This is a genomic window from Rhodoferax fermentans (assembly GCF_002017865.1).
Lineage (GTDB): Bacteria > Pseudomonadota > Gammaproteobacteria > Burkholderiales > Burkholderiaceae_C > Rhodoferax > Rhodoferax fermentans.
In genome coordinates, this window is sequence record NZ_MTJN01000002.1 from 4399767 (window position 1) to 4419457 (window position 19691).

The window sequence follows — 19691 nt, forward strand, 5'->3', positions numbered from 1 at the left end:
CGCCATTGAAAGGTCCCCCTATGGCCAATGATCTCAAGTTCTTGGTGGTTGACGACTTCTCCACCATGCGGCGCATTGTGCGCAATCTGCTCAAGGAAATTGGCTACTCAGAGGCGGATGAAGCCGAAGATGGTGTGGTCGCGCTCAACAAATTGCGAAACTCAAGCTTTGATTTTGTGGTGAGCGACATCAACATGCCCAATATGAACGGGTTTCAGTTGCTCAACGAAATCAAAAAAGACGACAAGCTCAAGCACTTGCCAGTCTTGATGGTGACCGCCGAGGCCCGCAAGGAAGATATTGTGATGGCCGCGCAGCAAGGCGCTGCGGGCTACATCGTCAAGCCGTTCACCAAAGCCACGCTGGAAGACAAAGTCAATCTGATCCTGTCGAAGCTGGGGATGAAATGATCGGCGGCACTGCTTCCAGCTCTGCGGCCAACACGCCCGAATTGTCCCAAGACATTCACCATCGCATCGGTGTTCTCACGCGCCAGTTGCATGACTCGCTGAATGGTTTGGGGCTGACAGACAAGGTCAAAGACTGGGCAGAAGAGATTCCTGACGTCAAAAGCCGTCTGTCCTACATTGCCCGACTGACCGGTGAAGCTGCAGAAAAAGTGCTCAACAGTGTGGATCAAGCCAAGACACACCACGACTACATTGCGGCAGAGACGCGCCGCATTGGCGCACTGATTGTCAAGGACCCGGTCGCAGCCGTGGCCAAAGGCCATGTGATGAACTTCATCACCGATGTGGAAGAAGCCACCAAACACATTGACAAGAACCTGACCGACATCATGATGGCGCAAGACTTTCATGACCTAACCGGACAGGTGATCTCCAAGGTCGTCAATCTGGCGGCCAACATTGAACAGCAGCTGGTTCAGCTGCTGATCGTGACGGCTCCGACGCCGCCAGTGAACAAACCGACTGAAACAGCCGCAAGCACTTTTGTGGTGCATGAACACCCCGTTCTGCAGGGTCCCGTGGTCAACCCCGAAGGTAATCCCGACGTGGTCAAGGGCCAGTCCGAAGTGGACGATTTGCTCGCCAGCCTGGGCTTCTAACACGGGCAGAAACAAGCAGGGAAACGCCCTGCTTATCGCGCTTTAGTTCCAGAAGCGCAAAAAGACAATGGGAAGAACACGAGGTGTCTTCCCAACATGGAATCCAGCAGTCAAGATCGCAACTTACCCGCATCCGAACGCAAGCTTCAAAAAGCGCGTGACGACGGCCAAGTAGCACGTTCACGCGATTTGGCGCACCTGGCGGTATTGGGTGGCGGCGCAGTGACACTGATGGCCTTGGCACCAACCATGTTTGGGCAGCTCAAGACCCACATGGGGCTGCAACTGCTGTTTGATGCACAAACCCTCAAAGACCCGATGATCATGGTGAACCGGCTGGGCGCCATGACAGCTGTGGGGCTGGTGGCCAGTGCCGTGTTTGCCGCCATCGTCAGTGCCATCGCGATCCTCGGCACCGTTGCGACGGGTGGCTGGGTGACCAGCCTGAAACCCATCACACCAGACTTCAGTCGACTCAACCCACTCTCGGGTTTTGGCCGTTTGTTCACCAAAGACAAGGCCACCGAAGTGGGCAAGATGACATTCATCGCCTTGATGTTGCTTCTAGTGGGCTTCAACTACCTCAAGGGTGGCCTCGACACCCTGGGCGCACTCGTGCTACAGCCCTCAGCCAAATCCTTGAGTTACCTAGCCGACTGGATCACCACGGGCATGGGCCTGATGCTGTTGGTGGTGCTGGTGGTTGCGATGGTGGATGTGCCACTGCAGTCTTTCCTGCACAAATCGCGCATGAAGATGTCTCACCAGGAAATGAAACAGGAAAGCAAAGAGTCTGACGGCAACCCCCAAATGAAGGGCCGCATGCGCCAGCGCCAGCGCGACATCGCCAATGGCAACAGCATCTCCAAAGTGCCCAAAGCCGATTTTGTGCTGATGAACCCAACCCACTACGCTGTGGCGATCCAATACGACGACAAAACCATGCCGGCCCCGAGAGTCATTTCCAAAGGTGCGGACCTGCTGGCCTTCAAGATCCGTGACCTGGCCAAGGAAAACGCGATCCCCGTGCTGCAATCCCCCATGCTGGCGCGCGCTTTGTATGCCAATGCAGAGATCGACCAGGACATCCCTACCAGCCTGTACACCGCTGTCGCCCAGGTGCTGGCCTACATCTACCGGCTCAAAGCCGCCATGCGCGGCGACGGCCCCCTACCAGGCGAGGTGCCCGTGCCCTTTGTGCCACCGGAACTGGACCCTCTGTCCAAAGTGATTGCGGCTGAAACACCATGAATACAAGCCTCAACACCGTCAAGACCTGGTTTGGCAACAACTCCGCGCTGATGCAGGGAGCGGCAGCCCCCATGCTGGTGGTGGCCATTTTGTCGATGATGGTGCTGCCACTGCCGCCCTGGATTCTGGACACCTTCTTCACCTTCAACATCGCTGTGGCGCTGATGGTGATGATGGTCGCAGCCTACATGCTCAAGCCACTGGACTTTGCCGCCTTTCCGGCGGTGTTGCTGCTCACCACCTTGATGCGGCTGTCCCTCAACGTGGCGTCTACCCGCGTGGTGCTGCTGGAAGGCCATACCGGACCGGGAGCAGCCGGTGCGGTGATTGAGGCCTTTGGCCACTTTTTGATTGGCGGCAATTTTGCTGTCGGTCTGATTGTGTTCTCCATCCTCGTTGTTATCAACTTCATAGTGGTTACCAAAGGTGCAGAGCGGATCGCAGAGGTTTCTGCTCGCTTCGCACTGGATGCCATGCCTGGCAAACAGATGGCGGTGGATGCTGACCTGAACGCTGGCCTGATCGATGAGAAGGAGGCCAAACGCCGCCGCGCCGAAGTGTCTGAAGAAGCGGACTTCTTCGGCTCGATGGACGGTGCCTCGAAATTTGTGCGTGGTGATGCGGTGGCGGGCATCCTGATCTTGCTGATCAACATTTTTGGCGGCTTCACGGTTGGTGTGCTGCAACATGGCCTGAGCGCCTCGCAAGCCGCCGACGCCTACATTCTGCTGGCGGTGGGTGATGCGCTGGTGGCCCAGATTCCAGGCTTGCTGATCTCGGTAGCCGCTGCCATGGTGGTGTCACGTGTCGGCAAGGAGCGCGATCTGAGCGGGCAGATTGTCAACCAGATGTTCATCTCGCCACGGGTGCTGGGCATCACCGCCACCATCATGGGCATTCTGGGGATCATCCCGGGCATGCCACATGTGGTGTTTATCGGCATCGCCTTGTTGCTGGGTTATGGCGCCTGGGCGCTGGCGCACAAGCCCGCACCCGTTGAAGAGGTCGCTGCGGCACCCGTCGCAGCAGCGGATGGCGAAGCCAGCTGGGACGATTTGCAGCCGGTCGACCAACTGGGGCTAGAGCTCGGTTACCGGCTGATCACCTTGGTGGACAAAAACCGCCAAGGTGATTTGTTAACCCGTATCAAAGGTGTACGCCGCAAATTCGCCCAGGAGGTTGGCTTTTTGCCGCCACCGGTCCATGTGCGTGACAACCTGGAACTCAAACCCAGTGGTTACCGCATCACCCTGCGTGGCGTGATTGTGGGTGAAGGTGAAGCCTTTCCTGGCATGTTTCTGGCCATCAACCCGGGTGGCATCAGCACCCCGTTGATCGGCACCCCCACCACCGACCCCGCATTTGGCCTGCCCGCACACTGGATCGATGCCCAGCAAAAAGAAGCGGCACAAATGGCTGGATTTACCGTGGTTGATTCCGAGACTGTGATGGCCACGCATTTGTCACACTTGATGCAAGTTCAAGCGGCGAAATTGCTCAGCCGAACAGAAACCCAACAACTGGTAGAACACGTGGCCAAGCAGGCACCCAAACTGATTGAAGAAGTCATCCCCAAAATGGTTCCGATTGCCGTCTTCCAGAAAGTGTTGCAGCTGTTGCTGGAAGAGTCCGTGCACATTCGGGACATTCGCACCATCATCGAGTCTTTGGCCGAGCATGCTGGCGCGACCAACGACCCGGCAGAGCTTGCCAAACGGGTGCGCGTGGCCCTGTCGCCCGCCATCGTGCAGCAGATTTACGGCCCAACCCATGAGCTCAACGTGATTGCCATCGACCCATCGCTGGAGCGCCTGCTGGTTCAAGCCTTGGGCAACACCACGGGTCAAGGCCAGGCACTGGACCCGGGTGTCGCTGACATCCTGACCAAAAAAGCCGCTGAAATGGCCCTCAAACAAGAAGAGATTGGTATTCCTGCCTGCCTGCTGGTGCCGGACCAGATCCGCAGCGCCATCGCCCGACTGGTGCGTCGTGTCGCACCGCGCTTGCAGGTGTTGGGTCACAGCGAAATACCTGAATCACACACCATCCGAATTGGCCCCATCCTTAAAGGCGCAGCATCATGAACATCCAACGCTTTACTGCCCCCACCGCCCGGGAAGCCCTCGCCAAAGCACGCATGGCTTTTGGGGACGGCACTTTGATTCTGTCCAACCGCCCCACCGCCTCGGGCGTTGAAGTGGTGGCCACGGGAGAGGACACGCTGGAAGCACTGGACCGCAACGAGGAAGCCCGGCAAAAACAGCGCCAGGCCCCAGCCAAAACCGCGCCAGCCGTCAACCCGGACAGCCAGGTGATCGAGGACACCGCCCAGTTGGCTATGAGCACCCTGTCGTTTCAAGACTATGTGCGTGAGCGCATGCTGCGCCGCCGTCACGAAGCTATGGCCGTTCAAACCACACCAGCGCAACAAGAGCTGTCAGAACCACCCGCGCGTGCGGCGATCCGCCCCACACCCACGCCAGTTGCACGCAACGTGTCGGTGACACCCGACATAGCCCCGATACAAGTGAAAAAGGCAGCCCCACGTGCACCCCTGGCAGCGCCTACGGCCGCCCCGTCGCAAGACATTGTGGACGAATTACACGCCATGAAAACGCTGATTGAGGACCGCTTCAACACCCTGACCTGGCTTGGCCAGGCACGGCAGAACCCGATCCACTCCAACCTGATGCTCAAGCTGATCCGCTCCGGCTATTCACCCGCGCTGGCAAGAACCATCATGGAACGTATGCCGGAAGACCTGAATGCCGCCGACGCCACACGTTGGGTCATGGACGTGCTGACCCGCAATCTGCGCACCGATGCAGCCTCCAGTGCCATCCATGAACAAGGGGGCACCTACGCACTGGTGGGCGCCACCGGCGTCGGAAAAACCACCACTGCTGCAAAATTGGCCGGGTTGTGCGCTCGCACGTACGGCCCGGCCAGCGTTGGTCTGATCACACTCGACACCTATCGGGTCGGTGCCCATGAACAGTTGCGCGCCTATGGCCGTATGCTGGGGGTGGTGGCCCATCTGGCACACGACCGTGCAGCCTTGCAAGACCTGCTGGGACTGCTGTCCAACAAAAAGATGGTGTTGATCGACACCACCGGCATTGCCCCCAATGATCCGCGCAAACGCGACATGATGGACACGCTGGACCTGCCAGAAATCCATCGCCTGCTGGTCCTCAATGCAGGTGGCCACGGGGACACCCTGGATGACATGGTCAATTCCTTCAAAACAACCGGTCTGCAACAAACGATCCTGTCCAAAACAGATGAGGCGGCCAAGATTGGGCCGGCACTGGACGCCACGATCCGCCACCAGCTGGTGCTCAGAGGCGTCACCACCGGCCAAAAGGTTCCCGAAGACTGGGAACGCGCAGATGCCAGCAACCTTGTTGCAATGTCGATGCGCTCACCGGCCAAATCGGCGTTTGACCCCAAGATGACAGATCTGGGCTTCTTCTTTGCCGAGTCCACCCGGATGCAACCGGGACAACTTCATGCTTGAACCTTGCATCAATCAGGCCGCTGGCTTGCAAAGCCTGGCTTTGCAACAGGTGCCCCGACTGATTGCGGTCACCAGCCATGGCCAGCAGCAAGGTGAGTTGCCTTTGCTTTGGGGTCTGTGTACCAGTTGGGTCAGCCAGGGTTTGTCAGTGATGGTGCTTGACGGCCACACCCCAGAGTCACCGGACAACCCTGGGCTGGCGCAATGGCTCAACAACCCGCTGGATCGCCAGATGGATGAGGGCAACCCGGTCTCGTGGTCCGTCATTCCTGCAGCATTGGGCTTGGCCCGTTTGTCGGTGCATGGTTTGCTGACCAGCCCGGTGGGGGAGTTATTCAAAGCCTACGCAGTGGTTCTGGTGTATGCCGACGCTGAATCGTTGACTCTGTTGCTGCGCGGCAGCGCCCTGGCGCCGCTGGTGGTCGTTCCACCGGCCCAGGCTGCCACGATCACCGCCTACCAGGCCCTGAAACAGCTGTTGGTGAATGGCCAACTGCGACCAACTGTTGCTAATATCGTGGCCGACGCCAACACCACCATGCCCAAGCCACTGTCCTCACCCGTCCAAACCGTGATGAACTGTGCCTCGAACCACCTGGGCTACCGCATCAAACCGGTGACCATCACCGCCAGCGCCCGCGCAGACCGCTCGCAGGACGATGTCACCCGGCTGGCCATGCAACTGCTTGAAAGTGCCATCCCGCTGAACCACGCGCCGCTGGGGAGGGTGCATTGATGTACACCGCCAAGGGACAACTGGACCGCAATGCACTGATTCGCCAGTACCAGCCCCTGGTACGCAAGCTGGCGCACCACATGATGGCCAAGCTGCCTGCCAACGTGCAGGTGGACGATCTGATCCAGGTCGGTTTGATTGGTCTGTCCGAAGCGCTGACACGGTTCGAGGCCACCCAGGGCGTGCAGTTTGAAACCTTTGCCACCCAACGCATCCGCGGCGCCATGCTGGACGAATTGCGCGAGAACGACTGGGTCTCTCGTGGCACACGCAAGAGCCAGAAAGACATCGAGGAGTCATTGCGCCGCCTGGAACACCGGCTGGGCCGTAGCCCGCTAGAGAGTGAAATCGCAGCCGATCTGGGCATGAGCCTGAGTGACTACCAGAGCCTGCTGGGCAAGGTCAAAGGTACCCAGCTGGTCTATCTGGAAGACATGAACCACGGTTCAGATGATGAAGACAGTTTTCTGGATCGGCATATGGGTGACACCGAGGCCGACCCCCTGAACATGCTGCGCAACCAACGCCTGCGCGAAGCCCTCGTGGCCGCCATCAAGAACCTGCCCGAACGTGAACAGTACATCATGAGCATGTACTACGAGCAAGACATGAACCTGAAAGAAATTGCAGCTGTGCTGGACGTGACCGAATCACGCATCTGCCAGTTACACAGCCAGTCGATTGCCCGCCTGCGGGCCAAAATGCGCACCCACTGAGCTGCAGCGGTATTGGCATACCTGCCAATCAGGCTCGCAGCCGGCCCGTCCGGACACCCTTGCCAAACACTTTGATGCACCCAGGGGTGCATCAAGGCAGCAACAACAGAACGAATTAGGCGCTGATCACCTGGAACTCACCACTTTGACGTCCGGCACTGCCATAGGGCTGGCGGCTGAACCGGCCCGCTGCGGGCGCATAGGTGGGATTGCGGGTGGCTGGAATCAGAGTGCCCAGCGAGATCTCGGCGAGAAAGCTGCGGCGCATCAAAGCCTCCCGACAGGCATCAAACGACGCCATCGTTTGGCGCACACGCAGCTTCAGCGGCGACGGCAGCTCCTGATTCAGCGCAGAAATTTGCGGCAAACGCGACAACTCAATAACAGCGGCTTGCAAATTGGCACTGGCATGGACCAGATCGCCGGAATCCGGGTCGAGCAAACAACGAGAGACTTGGTCGAGGTGGGCGTCAATGGTGTCCAGATGAGACTGGATCAAGCGGTTTGGCATGGTGCACCCCCTGAGCTAAAAGCCAGGGCAGTGTCACTGCCCCGAATCAAACGCTGCTGCGTTTCAACATGTCCTGCGCGTTGGACAACAACTTGTCGGCAATCACGCCGGGGTTGACCACATAGGTGCCATCCGAAATGGCTTGTTTGATGGTGCTGACCTTGGCCATGTCGACATCTGCCACGTCGCCGGACCCGTCCATTTCCAAAGACCGGGCCAGACTGGACACGGTCACCGCCACACCTGCTGTTGGCGCGCTTTTGGGAGCACTGGCGCCAGGTTTCACCTGCGTACCCGCCACCTGACCATTCTTGGCAGGTAAAGAAGCAGCGGTGCTGCTGATGGCAACGTGGTTGTCGGTGGGCTTGATGGTGGTCATGGTGGTCTCCAAAACTACTGTAAGAGTAGCCTCGTAGGAACACTTTCGGCAAAAACAGCCGCAACTTTAAACCTATTTGCAAAATCGCCCCAAAACTCACAACACAACCCTCACAGTGCGCTCGTCAGACACCGTCCCGGTGATGACCTGGCCATTCTCCATACGGACCATCGCATTCTGGCCAAGCACCCCGGCAGACAAGGCTTGCGCCCGGGCGGCAATCTTAAAACCGGGACCCACGGCCACCACCCGCACCTGGGCGCCGGTTTGAAAGACCTGCGGGGCCTTGACCATGTCCTGGCGCAGGGCCTGGCCGGTGGACAGCAGTCGGGTGGCGGCCTTGCCCACCCAGGCACTCTGGTTGGCCACAATGGCAGCGTTGCCCTCGGCCCAATCTACCTCCATCGCCATGGCATCAGAGGCCTGCAATGTGGTGCCGGGCGCCACCTGGCCTTTGATCACCCAGGCCGGGCCCATGGCCTTGACCGTGATCGGCAAAAAAACATTCCACTTGACAGCCCCCTGAACACAGCGCAAACCCAGACGCGTCTTGCCCCACAGCCGGACATTGGGCGGCAAATAGGGTTCAACATGGGCGCAGGGCGCCAAGGTCAGTCGGCGGTCCAGCTGGCCCACCACCACCTCCATGCGCAGCGGCAACTCGCTGCGTTGTTGAGACAGCATGTCATTGACCCAACGTTGCGCCGATACATACAGATCATCACCCTGGGCCGCGGGCGTGGCCGTCTGGGCATGGCTGGCATGCCATGAAAAAGCCGCCGCCCACAGGGTGGCGAGCATCAGGCGGCGAGACCATCGCAAGAAGTGATTCAACATGACGTACCCCTAGACAATGACAGTCATTGTCATCGTGACACCCTTGAATAGACGGCACAAGTAAACGGGGTTTGCCCCTTTATTCGGGGTTTAGAAAAGCGACAGCGTTTTCATAATCTGCCAGACCGTGATCCGCCCGCCTCACAAGCAGCGGCCCCAAATCACAGAAAGCAGAGGTGTTTGATGTTCGCGAAATTAACCAGTGGTTTGGACTTTCATGCCAAAGCCTTGGTGCTGCGTGCCGAACGCCAACGCATTCTGGCCAGCAACATGGCCAATGCAGACACCCCCGGCTATGCCTCGCGTGATTTCAATTTCAAAGAAGCCCTGAGCCAACAGACCCAAACAAGTGATAGCGAACTCTCCAAGGCTGGCAAGGGCTTGAGTCTCAAAAGTAGCACAGGCATCACCGACAGCAGGCACCTGCAGCTGCCCGCCGTGGTCAACAGTGAACTGAGCGGCAACAACGCCATGGGCTACGGCGTACAAACCCAGCCCAGCGTGGACGGCAACAGCGTCGACATGGACCGCGAACGGGCCAACTTTGTGGACAACTCGGTGCGTTACGAGTCCACCCTGCGCTTTATCAACGGCCAGTCCAAAACCATTTTGGCCGCCATTCAGGGTCAATAGACCTGACACCTGCGGAGCAACACCATGTCGATGTTTTCAATTTTCAACGTCTCCGGCAGCGCCGTCAGCGCCCAGTCGCAGCGCCTCAATGTGGTGGCCAGCAACCTGGCCAACGTGGATGCTGTCGCCGGGCCGGACGGCCAGGGCTACAAGGCCCGCCAGGTGGTGTTTCAGACCACCCCCATGGGTGGTGACGCCACGGCCGGGGTCAAGGTCAGCTCGATCACGGAGAGCAACGAGCCGTTCAAACGTGTGCACAACCCGAATCACCCCTCGGCCGATGCCGATGGTTATGTGAACTACTCCAACGTCAACCCGGTGGAGGAGATGGTGAACATGATCTCCGCCTCGCGTTCTTACCAGAACAACGTTGAAGTGATGAACACCGCCAAAACCCTGCTGCTCAAAACGCTGCAGATGGGTCAATAATTTTTCAAGGACACCCTCATGTTGACCGGAACCTCCTCTGCCACCAGCACCAGCTCATCGACCGTTGGCGCCAGCACCACCAACAAATCCAGCTCGGAGGTGGCGCAAGACCGTTTCCTCAAGCTGCTGGTGGCACAGCTCAACAACCAGGATCCGATGAACCCGATGGACAACGCCCAGATGACCAGTCAGATGGCGCAAATCAACACGGTGACCGGTATCCAGCAAGTGAACGACACGCTCAAGAACATGGGGGACCAGTTCACCGCCATGCAGATGCTGCAGGGCTCCAATATGGTTGGTCGCGACGTGCTGCTGGCGAGCAACACCCTGTCCATCAGCGAAGGCAAAGCCGCCGGTGTGGTGAGCCTGGCGGCACGTGCCGAGAGCGTCAAGGTCGACATCCTGTCGCCTGCCGGCACCGTGGTCGACACCATCAACCTGGGCGCGCTGGGGGCCGGTCAGCACAACTTCTCCTGGGATGCCTCCAAATACAGCGCCAGCGGTAACCCCACCTTCAAGGTCACCGCCACCCTGGGTGGCAAAGCCATCGACAACACCGCCATGGTCCGAGCCAAGGTGCAATCCGTCAGCAGCGAAGACGGCGTCATGAATGTGCAACTGGCGGGCCGCAGCGCGGTCCCCTACAGCAGCATCAAAGCCATTTTGTGATCACCCACTGATTTAACAAGGAACCCACCATGTCATTCCAAACCGGACTCTCAGGGCTCAACGCCTCCAGCCGCAGCCTGGACGTGATCGGCAACAACATCGCCAACGCCAACACCACCGGCATGAAGTCCTCGCGCACCGAGTTCGGTGACTTGGTGGCCTCATCACTGGGCGCCGCTGGCGGCAGCGCCGGAGCGGGTATTGGTGTCGCTGTGGCGGCCATTGCGCAGCAGTTCACGCAAGGCAACATCAACACCACCGGGAACAGTCTGGATGTGGCGATCAACGGCGGTGGTTTCTTCCAGCTAACCCAACCAGACGACTCGATCGCCTACACCCGCGACGGCTCCTTCAAGCTCGACAAAGATGGCTACATCATCACCAACACAGGCGCCAACCTGATGGGTTACCCAACAGACACCGCGGGCAACACCACCAGCACAAAGGCCGAAAAACTGCAGTTACCGACCACCGCACCCATCGCTGGCAAACAGACCACCAAAATCACCGCAGAATTCAATTTGGATGCCAGAGCGGTAGAGGCCGCATCGGTCACCCCCCCCACCCCGAGAGGTACCTACGGCACAGCACTGCCGGTGTATGACTCCCAGGGGACACCGGTTCCGCTCAATCTCTATTTCTCGAAGGCAGCCACCACCACCACCGACAACTGGGACGTGTATGACGTCGCCACCGGTGGCACGCCCTTGTTTCAATTGCAGTTTGATGGCAATGGCAAACTGGTGTCGCCCCTGACCCCCCCGACCCTGACGATTGCGACACCGTCACCGACCACGCCAAGCATCACAGCCACACTGGACATCAGCAAGGTATCCCAAGGTGGCTCGGCCTTTTCCGTCTCCAACTTGACGCAGGACGGCTACGCCCCAGGCGAGCTCACTGGCATCAGTATTGGTGAAACCGGCGTCATCACCACACGCTACTCCAACGGCCAAACCCAGTTCAAGGGGCAAATTGCCCTGACCGACTTCCGCAATGTGCAGGGCCTGCAGCCACTGGGCAACAACGCCTGGGCGTCGACCTATGCCTCTGGTGCAGCGGTGGAAGGCAAGCCGGGTGCGGGGCGCTTTGGCGGTTTGCGTGCTGGCGCGCTGGAAGAATCCAACGTCGACCTGACTTCCGAGCTGGTCAACATGATGACCGCACAGCGCACCTACCAAGCCAACGCCCAAACCATCAAGACACAGGATCAGATCATGTCGACGCTGGTCAACCTGCGTTGAAGCACCTGAAACTTTTGCGATTTTGACCAGGAGACACCATGGACCGTCTGATTTACACCGCCATGACCGGGGCCAGCGCCGCCGCCAATCGACAGGCTGTGTTGTCCAACAACCTGGCCAATGTCTCCACCAATGGTTTTCGGGCCGAGTTGTCCACCTACCGTGCCGTACCGGTGCGTGGTGAGGGCTCCACCACCCGGGTCATGGCGCTGGAAGCCACACCGGGCTTCTCGGACCTGCCCGGCGCTCCCCAGCGCACCGGTCGCGGCATGGACGCCATGACCACCGGCAACTCCTGGTTTGGGGTGCAAGGACTCGATGGCACTGAGGCTTACACCCGCAACGGCTCCCTGGAAGTGGACTCCGAGGGAACTCTCAAAACCAACACCGGCTTGACCATCCTGAGTGATGGCGGGGCACCCATCGTGGCCCCCATCGGCGCCGAAGTGACTCTCGGCAGCGACGGCACCGTGACCGCCAAGGTGGGCAAGCAGGCGCCCACCGGCATTGGCCGCCTCAAACTCGCCACCCCCACCGCCGAAGATCCGCTCAAGCGGGGTGAGGACGGCCTGTTTCGCACCACCTCGGGTGAGCCGATGCCCAATGACGCCAACGCTCGCCTGCAACTCGGGGTGATCGAGGGCTCCAACGTCAACGCGATTGAGACCATGGTTGGCATGATCCAGACCGCCCGCCAATTCGAGGCCCAAACCCGGCTGATGCAGACCGCCGAGCAGGACGACCGCGCTGCGGCTCAGTTGCTCGGCATGCAAGGCTGATTTTTTTCAGGACACACCATCATGATCAACTCTCTGTGGATTTCCAAAACCGGCATGGAAGCCCAGCAAATGCAGCTGGACGTGATTTCCAACAACTTGGCCAACGTGTCCACCAACGGCTTCAAACGCGCCACCGCTGTGTTTGAGGACCTGATGTACCAGAACCTGCGCCAGGTGGGGGCCAACAGCACCGAGCAGTCCACTCTGCCTACCGGCCTGCAGATCGGTCTGGGCGTGCGCACCGTGGCCACCAGTCGCTCCTTCACCCAGGGCAACTTGCAGCAGAGCAACAACAAGCTCGATGTAGCCATCCAGGGCGACGGCTTTTTTCAGGTGACGATGCCCGACGGCACCACCAGCTACACCCGTGATGGGGCTTTCCAGATCAACTCGGCTGGCGCCCTGGTCACCGCCACCGGCCTGGCGATTGCCAACGGGGTCACCGTGCCGGCCAACGCCACAGCAGTCACCATCGCCGGTGACGGCACCGTGTCTGCCACCATCCCGGGTACGACCGCGCCACAAGGTATTGGCACGATTGCACTGGCACGTTTCATCAACCCGGCCGGTCTGACACCACTAGGAGGCAACTTGTATGCCGAGAGCCTGGCCTCGGGTCAGCCGCAAGCGGGCACCGCTGGTGCGGATGGCATGGGCGCCCTGATGCAGGGTTTTCTGGAAACCTCCAACGTCAATGTGGTGCAGGAGCTGGTGACCATGATCCAGACCCAGCGCGCCTATGAAATGAACTCCAAGGCCATTCAGACCTCGGACCAGATGCTGCAAAAGCTGGGTCAAATTTAAGCGCGGAGGTTCACCATGCGCACACGTGCTAACTATTTTTATAGCAATAAGCCCTTTCATCTATTGGGCTTAACCTGCTTTTTATCCATATTCATGAGCGGGTGCTCCTCCTTGCCCCAGACGGTGGCGGTAGAGTTTCCTGACACCACGCCCAGCCGCCCGATCGCCTCCACCGAGCCGGTGGCCGGGCCAGCCAGTGGCAGCCTGTTCCAGAAGGCCAGCTACCGCCCGGCCTTTGAGGACGCACGCGCCCGCGTGGTGGGGGACCAGATCACGGTACGTATTGTGGAGAAGGTCACGGCCAAACAGGTGTCGTCATCCACTGCCAACCGCACCACTTCGGGTTCGGCCAGCGTGAGTGCGTTCCCGCTGATTTCTCCCGCCGACCTGGCCAACCTGAGCGCCGGTGTTGGCACCAAATCGGCCAACGACTTCTCGGGCAAAGGCGGCACCGAAAGTGCCAACACTTTTGAAGGCACCATCTCGGCCACCGTGATCGAGGTGCTGCCCAACGGCCACCTCCGGGTGGCGGGAGACAAGCAGATTGGTGTCAACCAGAATGTGGACGTGATGCGTTTCTCTGGCACGGTGGACCCACGTCTGATCCAGCCCGGCAATCTGGTCAATTCCACCCAGGTGGCCAACGCCCGCATGGAATCCAAAGGCCGCGGTGCACAGGCCGAAGCACAAACAGTTGGCTGGTTAACCCGGTTCTTTTTCAGCTTTTTGCCGTTCTAAAGTTGCGCAGAATCGTGCCGAGGGGTAATCCAAATGCACGCTACAGCCAACACACCACAGCCAACTTTTGCCACACGCTCACGCGGGGTGTGGCTTTTTGCCGGGTTGGCCTTGTTATTGGCCGCCAGCCTGCCGAACACGGCAGACGCCGCCCGCATTAAGGAAGTGGCCGCCGTTGAGGGCGTGCGCAGCAACCAGTTGACCGGCTTTGGGCTGGTGGTGGGCTTGGACGGTACCGGTGACCAAACCACCCAGATGCCCTACACCACCCAAGGCCTCACCAATTACCTGCAGCAACTCGGCATCACGCTGCCAGCGGCCAATGTCTCGCAGTTGCAGATGAAAAATGTCGCTGCGGTGCTGGTCACCGCTGAACTGCCCGCCTTTGCCCGGCCTGGACAAATGATTGATGTGAGTGTGTCGTCCATGGGCAACTCCAAATCCCTCAAAGGTGGCATGTTGATCTCGACCCCGCTCAAAGGGGCCGATGGCGAAATTTATGCCTTGGCCCAGGGCAGCCTGGTGGTGGCCGGTGCGGGCGCCGCAGCAGGTGGCAGCAAGGTGCAGGTGAACCACCTGAGTGCCGGGCGCATTCCCAATGGTGGACAGGTGGAACGGGTGGTACCAACACCGCTGCAGGAAAGCAACGGCATCACCCTGGGCTTGCAGGCGTCCGACTTTCAGACCGCACGCGGTGTGGCACTGGCCATCAACCGGCGTTTTGGCGCGGGTTCGGCCCAAGCCCTGGACGGCCGCACCATCCGGGTCAATGCCCCCACCGAGCCCGATGCACGTGTCACCTTCATGGCCGAACTTGAGGAGTTGCCACTGGAGAACTCGGTGCCCTCGGCCAAGGTGGTGATCAATTCACGCACCGGCTCGATTGTGATGAACCAGGCGGTGAGCCTGGGCGCCTGCGCCATCGCCCACGGCAATTTGTCGATCAGCATCTCCAACACCCCCACGGTGAGCCAGCCCAATGCGCTGTCACAAGGGCAGACCGCCGTCACCAACAAGGCCGACATCCAGATTCGCCAGGAACCGGGCATGCTGATCGAGTTGCCTGCTGCACCACAGCTGTCTGACGTGGTGCGTGCCCTCAACTCCCTGGGTGCCACGCCGCAAGACCTGTTGGCCATTCTGCAGGCGATCAAGGCCGCAGGTGCGCTCAACGCCGAGCTGGAGGTGATCTGATGAGCATCGGTCAAAGCACTTCGTTGTCCAACGCGCTGGCGGCGGACGCCAACTCGCTGGGCAAACTCAAACTGCAGGCGGGTCAGGACAGCCCGGCAGCGATCAAGGAAACCGCCAAACAGTTCGAGTCGCTGTTCATGCGAGAACTGATCAAGAGCATGCGTGGGGCCACCATGAAGTCCGGCATGCTGGACAACCCAGGCAGTGATCTGGGCACCGACTTGCTCGACCAGCAGTTTGCGGTACAGATGTCGGGCCAGCCTGGTGGCCTGTCCGACATGATTGCCGCACAACTGTCGCGCCAGATGGGTGTGGCCATGCCCGACGGTCCACTCAACGCCGGCAAACTGACCGCCCCGCCCATGAGCACGCTGCAAAAATCGGCGTCTCTGGCGGCATACAGCGCCAACGCGGTCAAACCCACCAGCAGCCAAAGCGGTTTTGTGGCGCGCCACACCGAGTCGGCGATCCGCATCGAGAAAGAAACGGGCATCCCAGCCAGCTATATGGTGGGACAAGCTGGCCACGAAACCGGCTGGGGTAAACACGAGATCAAGCTGCGCAACGGCCAGTCCGCCAACAACCTGTTTGGCATCAAGGCTGGTCCAGGCTGGAAGGGCAAGGTGGCCGAGGTCACCACCACCGAGTATGTCAACGGCGTGCCCGAAAAACGTGTGGCCAAGTTCCGCGCCTATGCCTCCACTGATGAGGCGTTTAGGGATTACGCCCGGCTGATCACCCAGTCACCGCGTTACGCCAAGGTCAGCCAGCAGACCGGTTCTGCCTATGCCTTTGCCAGCAGCCTGCAAAAAGCCGGCTACGCGACCGACCCCAACTATGCGGTCAAGGTCAGTCGCGCCATTGAAACCACCCAGCGTCTGCAAGCCCGCACCCAGGTTGTGGCCCAAACATCATGAGTGGCATTCTCAACGTCGCCACCCGCGCGCTGATGGCCAACCAGACCATCCTGCAAACCACGGGCAACAACATTGCCAACGTCAACACCCCGGGTTATTCGCGTCAGAACGCGGTGTTGCAAACCGTGGAAGGCCAATTCACTGGGGGTGGGTACATCGGCAAAGGGGTGGATGTGGTCACCATCCAGCGCAACTACAGCGCGTTCCTGACCCGCCAATCGGCCTTGGCCGGCGCCACCGCTTCAGGAGACAGCGCCCGCGCGGACAAGCTCAAACAGCTCGAAGCCCTGTTTCCCGGCGGCACCAATGGCCTGGGGGCATCGGTCAACGACATGCTCAACGCCTTTGCCGATGTGGCCAGTGCCCCCACCGACTTGACCGCACGCACCGTGGCGCTGACCCGTGTGGATGAGGCCGCATCACGCATGCGCAGTGCATCCACCACACTGGACGACTTGCAGCTGGCGGTCAAACAGGAGCTGGAGCAAAAAGTCAACGCCGTCAATAGCCTGGCCAACAGCATCGCCGCGGTCAATGACCAGATTGCCCGCGCCCAGGGCACCGGGCAGCAACCCAACGACTTGCTGGATCGCCGCGACCAACTGGTGCGGGAACTCAACAAGTACATCCAGACCTCATCGATTCCCGCCAGTGACGGCACCATGGGCATTTTTATCGGGGGCAGCCAGGCTCTGGTGCTAGGTACCAGCGTAGCGCCATTGAGCATCGTCAAAGACGATTTCGGCGACCCTTTGAAAAGCAAGCTGGCCATCACCCACACCGGAACAACCACCACGCTGGACGAAAACACGCTCGGCGGCGGCGAAGTGACCGGTTTGCTGAAGTTCCAGAACACCGATCTGGCAGAAGGCCGCAACCTTCTGGGTCGGCTGACCCTGGCCATCAGCACCAGCATGAATACGCAGCACGCACTGGGACTGGATCTGGATGGCAATCCCGGGGGAAAGCTCTTTACCGCAACAAACATCAATACCCCGAGCAACATCCTCAAGCCAAGCACCCAGGCAGCCAGCACAATCCTGACGCTGGGCATTGCCGATGTCACCAAGTTTGAAGCGTCAGACTACGAAATCACCTTTACCGGGGCCGCTGCGGGCAGCATCACACGCAAGTCCGATGGTGTGGTGACGGCATTCACGGCCGTCCCAATCACCATTGACGGCCTGACCATTGCCGCCGCCGGTGCCGCCAATGCGGGTGACCGCTTTCTGATCAAACCGTTCAGCACCGCCGCAAGCGACATCCGCGCCGAGTTTTCCACCCCACGCGCCTTGGCTGTCGCCAGCCCGATAGCGGGCAAGATGGGCACAACCAACACCGGCAGCCTGCAACTCGCCAGCCTCACGGCCAAAACCAACACGCCAACCCCGCCCCACCCCGCGCCGGTGACGATCTCATTCACGGGAGCCAATAGTTACACCCGCAGCGACGTCGCAGGCACCTTCACCTTCACCTCGGGACAGGCCATTGCGTCTGCCGATTGGTCGGTGGTTCTGCAGGGTGTGCCAAAAGCAGGGGATACCTTTACCGTGGTGGGCATCAAGGACACGGCCAACAACAACGGCATTGACTTCAAACTCAACGCTGGCAACGCGTCTTCCATGATGGGACTGCGCGACAAAGCCATGTTTGACGGCGCCGCTTTGACCGACGGTTACGCCAGCATGATTGCGCAGATCGGTATTCGCAGCCAAAGTGCCAATTACGCGGCTGAGGTCTCTGGCACCATCGCCGCTAATCTGGAAACCGATCGCACCGGTGTCTCGGGTGTCAACCTGGATGAAGAGGCCTCCAAGCTGCTGCAGTACCAACAGGCCTACCAGGCCTCGGCCAAGGTCATCCAAATTGCGCAGGGCATTTTTGACACCCTGATCCAGACCATGAGCCGCTGAACCAGCGCCATCCGGAGCACGACATGAGCAACTTCAGCCGCATTGGCACCGCCAACACCTACGACAGCGCCGTTCGCAACATTGCCCACCGGCAAAGCGCCTTGGCCAACCTGCAGGAAAACCTGACCTCGGGCAAACGTGTGGTACGTCCCAGCGACGACCCGACCGCCGCGGCCAATGCCGAACGGGCCATGACCCGCATCAGCCGCATTGCCACCGACCAGCGGGTGCTCGAATCCCAGCGCAACGCCATTGCCCAGGCTGAAAGCACTTTGGGTGAGGTGACCGATGTGCTGCAGCGTTTTCGTGAACTGGTCGTGAATGCGGGGGACGGTGTACACAGCAGCGCCGAGCGCCGGTCCATCGCACTGGAGTTGCAAGGCTTGCGTGACCAGGTCTTTTCGCTGGCCAACACCAAAGACACCAATGGGCTGCCGCTGTTTGGCGCCCTGGCCAGTGCGCTCGCGCCGTTTGTCGGGCCGCAGGCGGGCGCTCCAGACTACAACTTCCAGGGTTTGCCGGGCCAGTCCGCCAGCAACGAGGTGGCCATCCCCTTCACCCTCGATGGGGATGCCGCGTTCATGCATGACCCAACGCGTGACCGTGTGTTCAACGTGGACGTCAGCAACTCGGTAGATGGCTTGATCTCGGCAGACAGAACCCTGACCACCAGCGCCATCAAAGTGACCAATTCGGCCACTGTCAAGTCCACGGCTGCAGCCGCTGCGGCCGTGGCGCCGCCCAACAACGCGCCCTACCCCAGCTATGCGATTGCGTTCACGGCGGTTGACTCCACCACGGTGCCCGGCACCACCACCGCCACCTACAGCATCACAGAAACCCCGTCGGTGACGCCGCTTGGCGCTCCGGCACCGTTTGCCAACGTCACCGTCAGTTTTCCGACTGGCAGCACGTTTGACATCACCGGCATCCCGGGCATGTCCTTGACGGTCAAGGGCACGCCCAAGGTCAACGACACCGTCACCGTCGACTCCAGTCCCAGCGTGTTCAGTGTGCTCGACGATGCCATCAAAAACATCCGGGAAGCCCCCAACAACAACGGGGCAGCGCAGGCCGTGAGCCAGGCATTGAACAACATCGACATCGGCATGGAGCGCATCTCGGCAGCACGCGGTCAGGCGGGCGATCTGCTCAACCGCGCAGACCGCATCACCGCCAACCAGGAAAACCGCAGCATCCAGCTGGAAGCCGACCGTTCCCGTGCCGAAGACCTGGACATGATCAAAGGCATATCGGACTTCAACAACCAGCAAACCGGCTACCAGGCGGCGCTGCAAACCTATGCCAAGGTGCAGCAGCTCTCGCTGTTCAACTTCATCAGCTAAGCC

At 60.0% G+C, this 19691-nt stretch carries 21 protein-coding genes; 18 read left to right on the forward strand and 3 right to left on the reverse strand.

The window, feature by feature from the left end; all coding sequences use genetic code 11:
* Positions 1 to 20: 20 nt before the first annotated feature.
* From cheY to RF819_RS20560, 7 genes are all read left to right on the forward strand, one after another.
* Entirely contained in the window at positions 21 to 410 is a 390-nt protein-coding gene (cheY, locus tag RF819_RS20530) for a chemotaxis response regulator CheY (RefSeq protein WP_078366651.1), read from the forward strand.
* On the forward strand, positions 407 to 1069 hold the full coding sequence (locus RF819_RS20535; protein WP_078366652.1) for a protein phosphatase CheZ: 663 nt from the start codon (positions 407 to 409) through the stop codon (positions 1067 to 1069). The genes cheY and RF819_RS20535 overlap by 4 nt, the downstream gene beginning before the upstream one ends.
* Before the next feature lie 96 nt (positions 1070 to 1165).
* Positions 1166 to 2320: an EscU/YscU/HrcU family type III secretion system export apparatus switch protein gene (locus RF819_RS20540; RefSeq protein WP_078366653.1), complete on the forward strand. Its 1155-nt coding sequence runs from the start codon at positions 1166 to 1168 to the stop codon at positions 2318 to 2320.
* Positions 2317 to 4404, forward strand: a complete 2088-nt coding sequence (gene flhA, locus RF819_RS20545; protein WP_078366654.1) for a flagellar biosynthesis protein FlhA — start codon at positions 2317 to 2319, stop codon at positions 4402 to 4404. Before RF819_RS20540 ends, flhA begins: the two co-directional genes overlap by 4 nt.
* Positions 4401 to 5840 carry a flagellar biosynthesis GTPase FlhF gene (gene flhF, locus RF819_RS20550; protein WP_078366655.1) on the forward strand — a complete coding sequence of 480 codons (1440 nt, stop codon included), beginning with the start codon at positions 4401 to 4403 and terminating at the stop codon, positions 5838 to 5840. The genes flhA and flhF overlap by 4 nt, the downstream gene beginning before the upstream one ends.
* Positions 5833 to 6576: a hypothetical protein gene (locus RF819_RS20555; RefSeq protein ID WP_078366656.1), complete on the forward strand. Its 744-nt coding sequence runs from the start codon at positions 5833 to 5835 to the stop codon at positions 6574 to 6576. Before flhF ends, RF819_RS20555 begins: the two co-directional genes overlap by 8 nt.
* Positions 6576 to 7292: an RNA polymerase sigma factor FliA gene (locus RF819_RS20560; RefSeq protein WP_078366657.1), complete on the forward strand. Its 717-nt coding sequence runs from the start codon at positions 6576 to 6578 to the stop codon at positions 7290 to 7292. Before RF819_RS20555 ends, RF819_RS20560 begins: the two co-directional genes overlap by 1 nt.
* Positions 7293 to 7407: 115 nt before the next feature.
* Here RF819_RS20560 and RF819_RS21375 read toward each other — a convergent pair whose 3' ends face one another.
* From RF819_RS21375 to flgA, 3 genes are all read right to left on the reverse strand, one after another.
* Complete coding sequence (locus tag RF819_RS21375) at positions 7408 to 7803, reverse strand: hypothetical protein (protein WP_078366658.1); 396 nt, start codon at positions 7801 to 7803, stop codon at positions 7408 to 7410.
* Between the two features lie 46 nt (positions 7804 to 7849).
* Entirely contained in the window at positions 7850 to 8182 is a 333-nt protein-coding gene (gene flgM / locus RF819_RS20570) for a flagellar biosynthesis anti-sigma factor FlgM (RefSeq protein ID WP_078366659.1), read from the reverse strand.
* 96 nt (positions 8183 to 8278) lie between these two features.
* The gene (gene flgA / locus RF819_RS20575; RefSeq protein ID WP_078366660.1) at positions 8279 to 9019 is read right to left on the reverse strand and encodes a flagellar basal body P-ring formation chaperone FlgA; all 741 of its coding nucleotides are present in this window, start codon (positions 9017 to 9019) and stop codon (positions 8279 to 8281) included.
* Between the two features lie 183 nt (positions 9020 to 9202).
* Between flgA and flgB the strand changes: the two genes are divergently transcribed.
* The 11 genes from flgB (at position 9203) to flgL (ending at position 19688) form a co-directional block, all read left to right on the forward strand.
* On the forward strand, positions 9203 to 9652 hold the full coding sequence (gene flgB / locus RF819_RS20580) for a flagellar basal body rod protein FlgB (protein ID WP_078366661.1): 450 nt from the start codon (positions 9203 to 9205) through the stop codon (positions 9650 to 9652).
* 24 nt (positions 9653 to 9676) lie between these two features.
* Positions 9677 to 10081 (forward strand): flagellar basal body rod protein FlgC, encoded by a 405-nt coding sequence (gene flgC / locus RF819_RS20585; RefSeq protein WP_078366662.1) that lies wholly within the window; start codon positions 9677 to 9679, stop codon positions 10079 to 10081.
* A gap of 18 nt (positions 10082 to 10099) precedes the next feature.
* Positions 10100 to 10753: a flagellar hook assembly protein FlgD gene (locus RF819_RS20590; RefSeq protein WP_078366663.1), complete on the forward strand. Its 654-nt coding sequence runs from the start codon at positions 10100 to 10102 to the stop codon at positions 10751 to 10753.
* Positions 10754 to 10782: 29 nt separating this feature from the next.
* Positions 10783 to 11997 carry a flagellar hook protein FlgE gene (gene flgE, locus RF819_RS20595; protein WP_078366664.1) on the forward strand — a complete coding sequence of 405 codons (1215 nt, stop codon included), beginning with the start codon at positions 10783 to 10785 and terminating at the stop codon, positions 11995 to 11997.
* Positions 11998 to 12035: 38 nt separating this feature from the next.
* On the forward strand, positions 12036 to 12776 hold the full coding sequence (locus RF819_RS20600) for a flagellar basal body rod protein FlgF (protein WP_078366665.1): 741 nt from the start codon (positions 12036 to 12038) through the stop codon (positions 12774 to 12776).
* 21 nt (positions 12777 to 12797) lie between these two features.
* Entirely contained in the window at positions 12798 to 13580 is a 783-nt protein-coding gene (gene flgG / locus RF819_RS20605; protein ID WP_078366666.1) for a flagellar basal-body rod protein FlgG, read from the forward strand.
* A gap of 93 nt (positions 13581 to 13673) precedes the next feature.
* The gene (locus tag RF819_RS20610; RefSeq protein WP_242472958.1) at positions 13674 to 14318 is read left to right on the forward strand and encodes a flagellar basal body L-ring protein FlgH; all 645 of its coding nucleotides are present in this window, start codon (positions 13674 to 13676) and stop codon (positions 14316 to 14318) included.
* Between the two features lie 33 nt (positions 14319 to 14351).
* On the forward strand, positions 14352 to 15512 hold the full coding sequence (locus RF819_RS20615) for a flagellar basal body P-ring protein FlgI (RefSeq protein ID WP_078366668.1): 1161 nt from the start codon (positions 14352 to 14354) through the stop codon (positions 15510 to 15512).
* Positions 15512 to 16429: a flagellar assembly peptidoglycan hydrolase FlgJ gene (flgJ, locus tag RF819_RS20620; RefSeq protein WP_078366669.1), complete on the forward strand. Its 918-nt coding sequence runs from the start codon at positions 15512 to 15514 to the stop codon at positions 16427 to 16429. The genes RF819_RS20615 and flgJ overlap by 1 nt, the downstream gene beginning before the upstream one ends.
* Positions 16426 to 18342, forward strand: a complete 1917-nt coding sequence (flgK, locus tag RF819_RS20625; RefSeq protein WP_078366670.1) for a flagellar hook-associated protein FlgK — start codon at positions 16426 to 16428, stop codon at positions 18340 to 18342. The genes flgJ and flgK overlap by 4 nt, the downstream gene beginning before the upstream one ends.
* 23 nt (positions 18343 to 18365) lie before the next feature.
* Positions 18366 to 19688: a flagellar hook-associated protein FlgL gene (gene flgL, locus RF819_RS20630; protein ID WP_078366671.1), complete on the forward strand. Its 1323-nt coding sequence runs from the start codon at positions 18366 to 18368 to the stop codon at positions 19686 to 19688.
* Positions 19689 to 19691: the final 3 nt, after the last annotated feature.

Coding starts and splice junctions, on each gene's coding strand:
- RF819_RS20560 (WP_078366657.1), top strand. CDS start 6,576: ATGTACACCGCCAAGGGACAACTGGACCGCAATGCACTGATTCGCCAG.
- cheY (WP_078366651.1), top strand. CDS start 21: ATGGCCAATGATCTCAAGTTCTTGGTGGTTGACGACTTCTCCACCATG.
- RF819_RS20610 (WP_242472958.1), top strand. CDS start 13,674: ATGAGCGGGTGCTCCTCCTTGCCCCAGACGGTGGCGGTAGAGTTTCCT.
- flgB (WP_078366661.1), top strand. CDS start 9,203: ATGTTCGCGAAATTAACCAGTGGTTTGGACTTTCATGCCAAAGCCTTG.
- RF819_RS21375 (WP_078366658.1), bottom strand. CDS start 7,803: ATGCCAAACCGCTTGATCCAGTCTCATCTGGACACCATTGACGCCCAC.
- RF819_RS20540 (WP_078366653.1), top strand. CDS start 1,166: ATGGAATCCAGCAGTCAAGATCGCAACTTACCCGCATCCGAACGCAAG.
- flgC (WP_078366662.1), top strand. CDS start 9,677: ATGTCGATGTTTTCAATTTTCAACGTCTCCGGCAGCGCCGTCAGCGCC.
- flgG (WP_078366666.1), top strand. CDS start 12,798: ATGATCAACTCTCTGTGGATTTCCAAAACCGGCATGGAAGCCCAGCAA.
- flgE (WP_078366664.1), top strand. CDS start 10,783: ATGTCATTCCAAACCGGACTCTCAGGGCTCAACGCCTCCAGCCGCAGC.
- RF819_RS20615 (WP_078366668.1), top strand. CDS start 14,352: ATGCACGCTACAGCCAACACACCACAGCCAACTTTTGCCACACGCTCA.
- flgJ (WP_078366669.1), top strand. CDS start 15,512: ATGAGCATCGGTCAAAGCACTTCGTTGTCCAACGCGCTGGCGGCGGAC.
- flhA (WP_078366654.1), top strand. CDS start 2,317: ATGAATACAAGCCTCAACACCGTCAAGACCTGGTTTGGCAACAACTCC.
- flgM (WP_078366659.1), bottom strand. CDS start 8,182: ATGACCACCATCAAGCCCACCGACAACCACGTTGCCATCAGCAGCACC.
- flgA (WP_078366660.1), bottom strand. CDS start 9,019: ATGTTGAATCACTTCTTGCGATGGTCTCGCCGCCTGATGCTCGCCACC.
- flgL (WP_078366671.1), top strand. CDS start 18,366: ATGAGCAACTTCAGCCGCATTGGCACCGCCAACACCTACGACAGCGCC.
- flhF (WP_078366655.1), top strand. CDS start 4,401: ATGAACATCCAACGCTTTACTGCCCCCACCGCCCGGGAAGCCCTCGCC.
- RF819_RS20555 (WP_078366656.1), top strand. CDS start 5,833: ATGCTTGAACCTTGCATCAATCAGGCCGCTGGCTTGCAAAGCCTGGCT.
- RF819_RS20590 (WP_078366663.1), top strand. CDS start 10,100: ATGTTGACCGGAACCTCCTCTGCCACCAGCACCAGCTCATCGACCGTT.
- RF819_RS20600 (WP_078366665.1), top strand. CDS start 12,036: ATGGACCGTCTGATTTACACCGCCATGACCGGGGCCAGCGCCGCCGCC.
- RF819_RS20535 (WP_078366652.1), top strand. CDS start 407: ATGATCGGCGGCACTGCTTCCAGCTCTGCGGCCAACACGCCCGAATTG.
- flgK (WP_078366670.1), top strand. CDS start 16,426: ATGAGTGGCATTCTCAACGTCGCCACCCGCGCGCTGATGGCCAACCAG.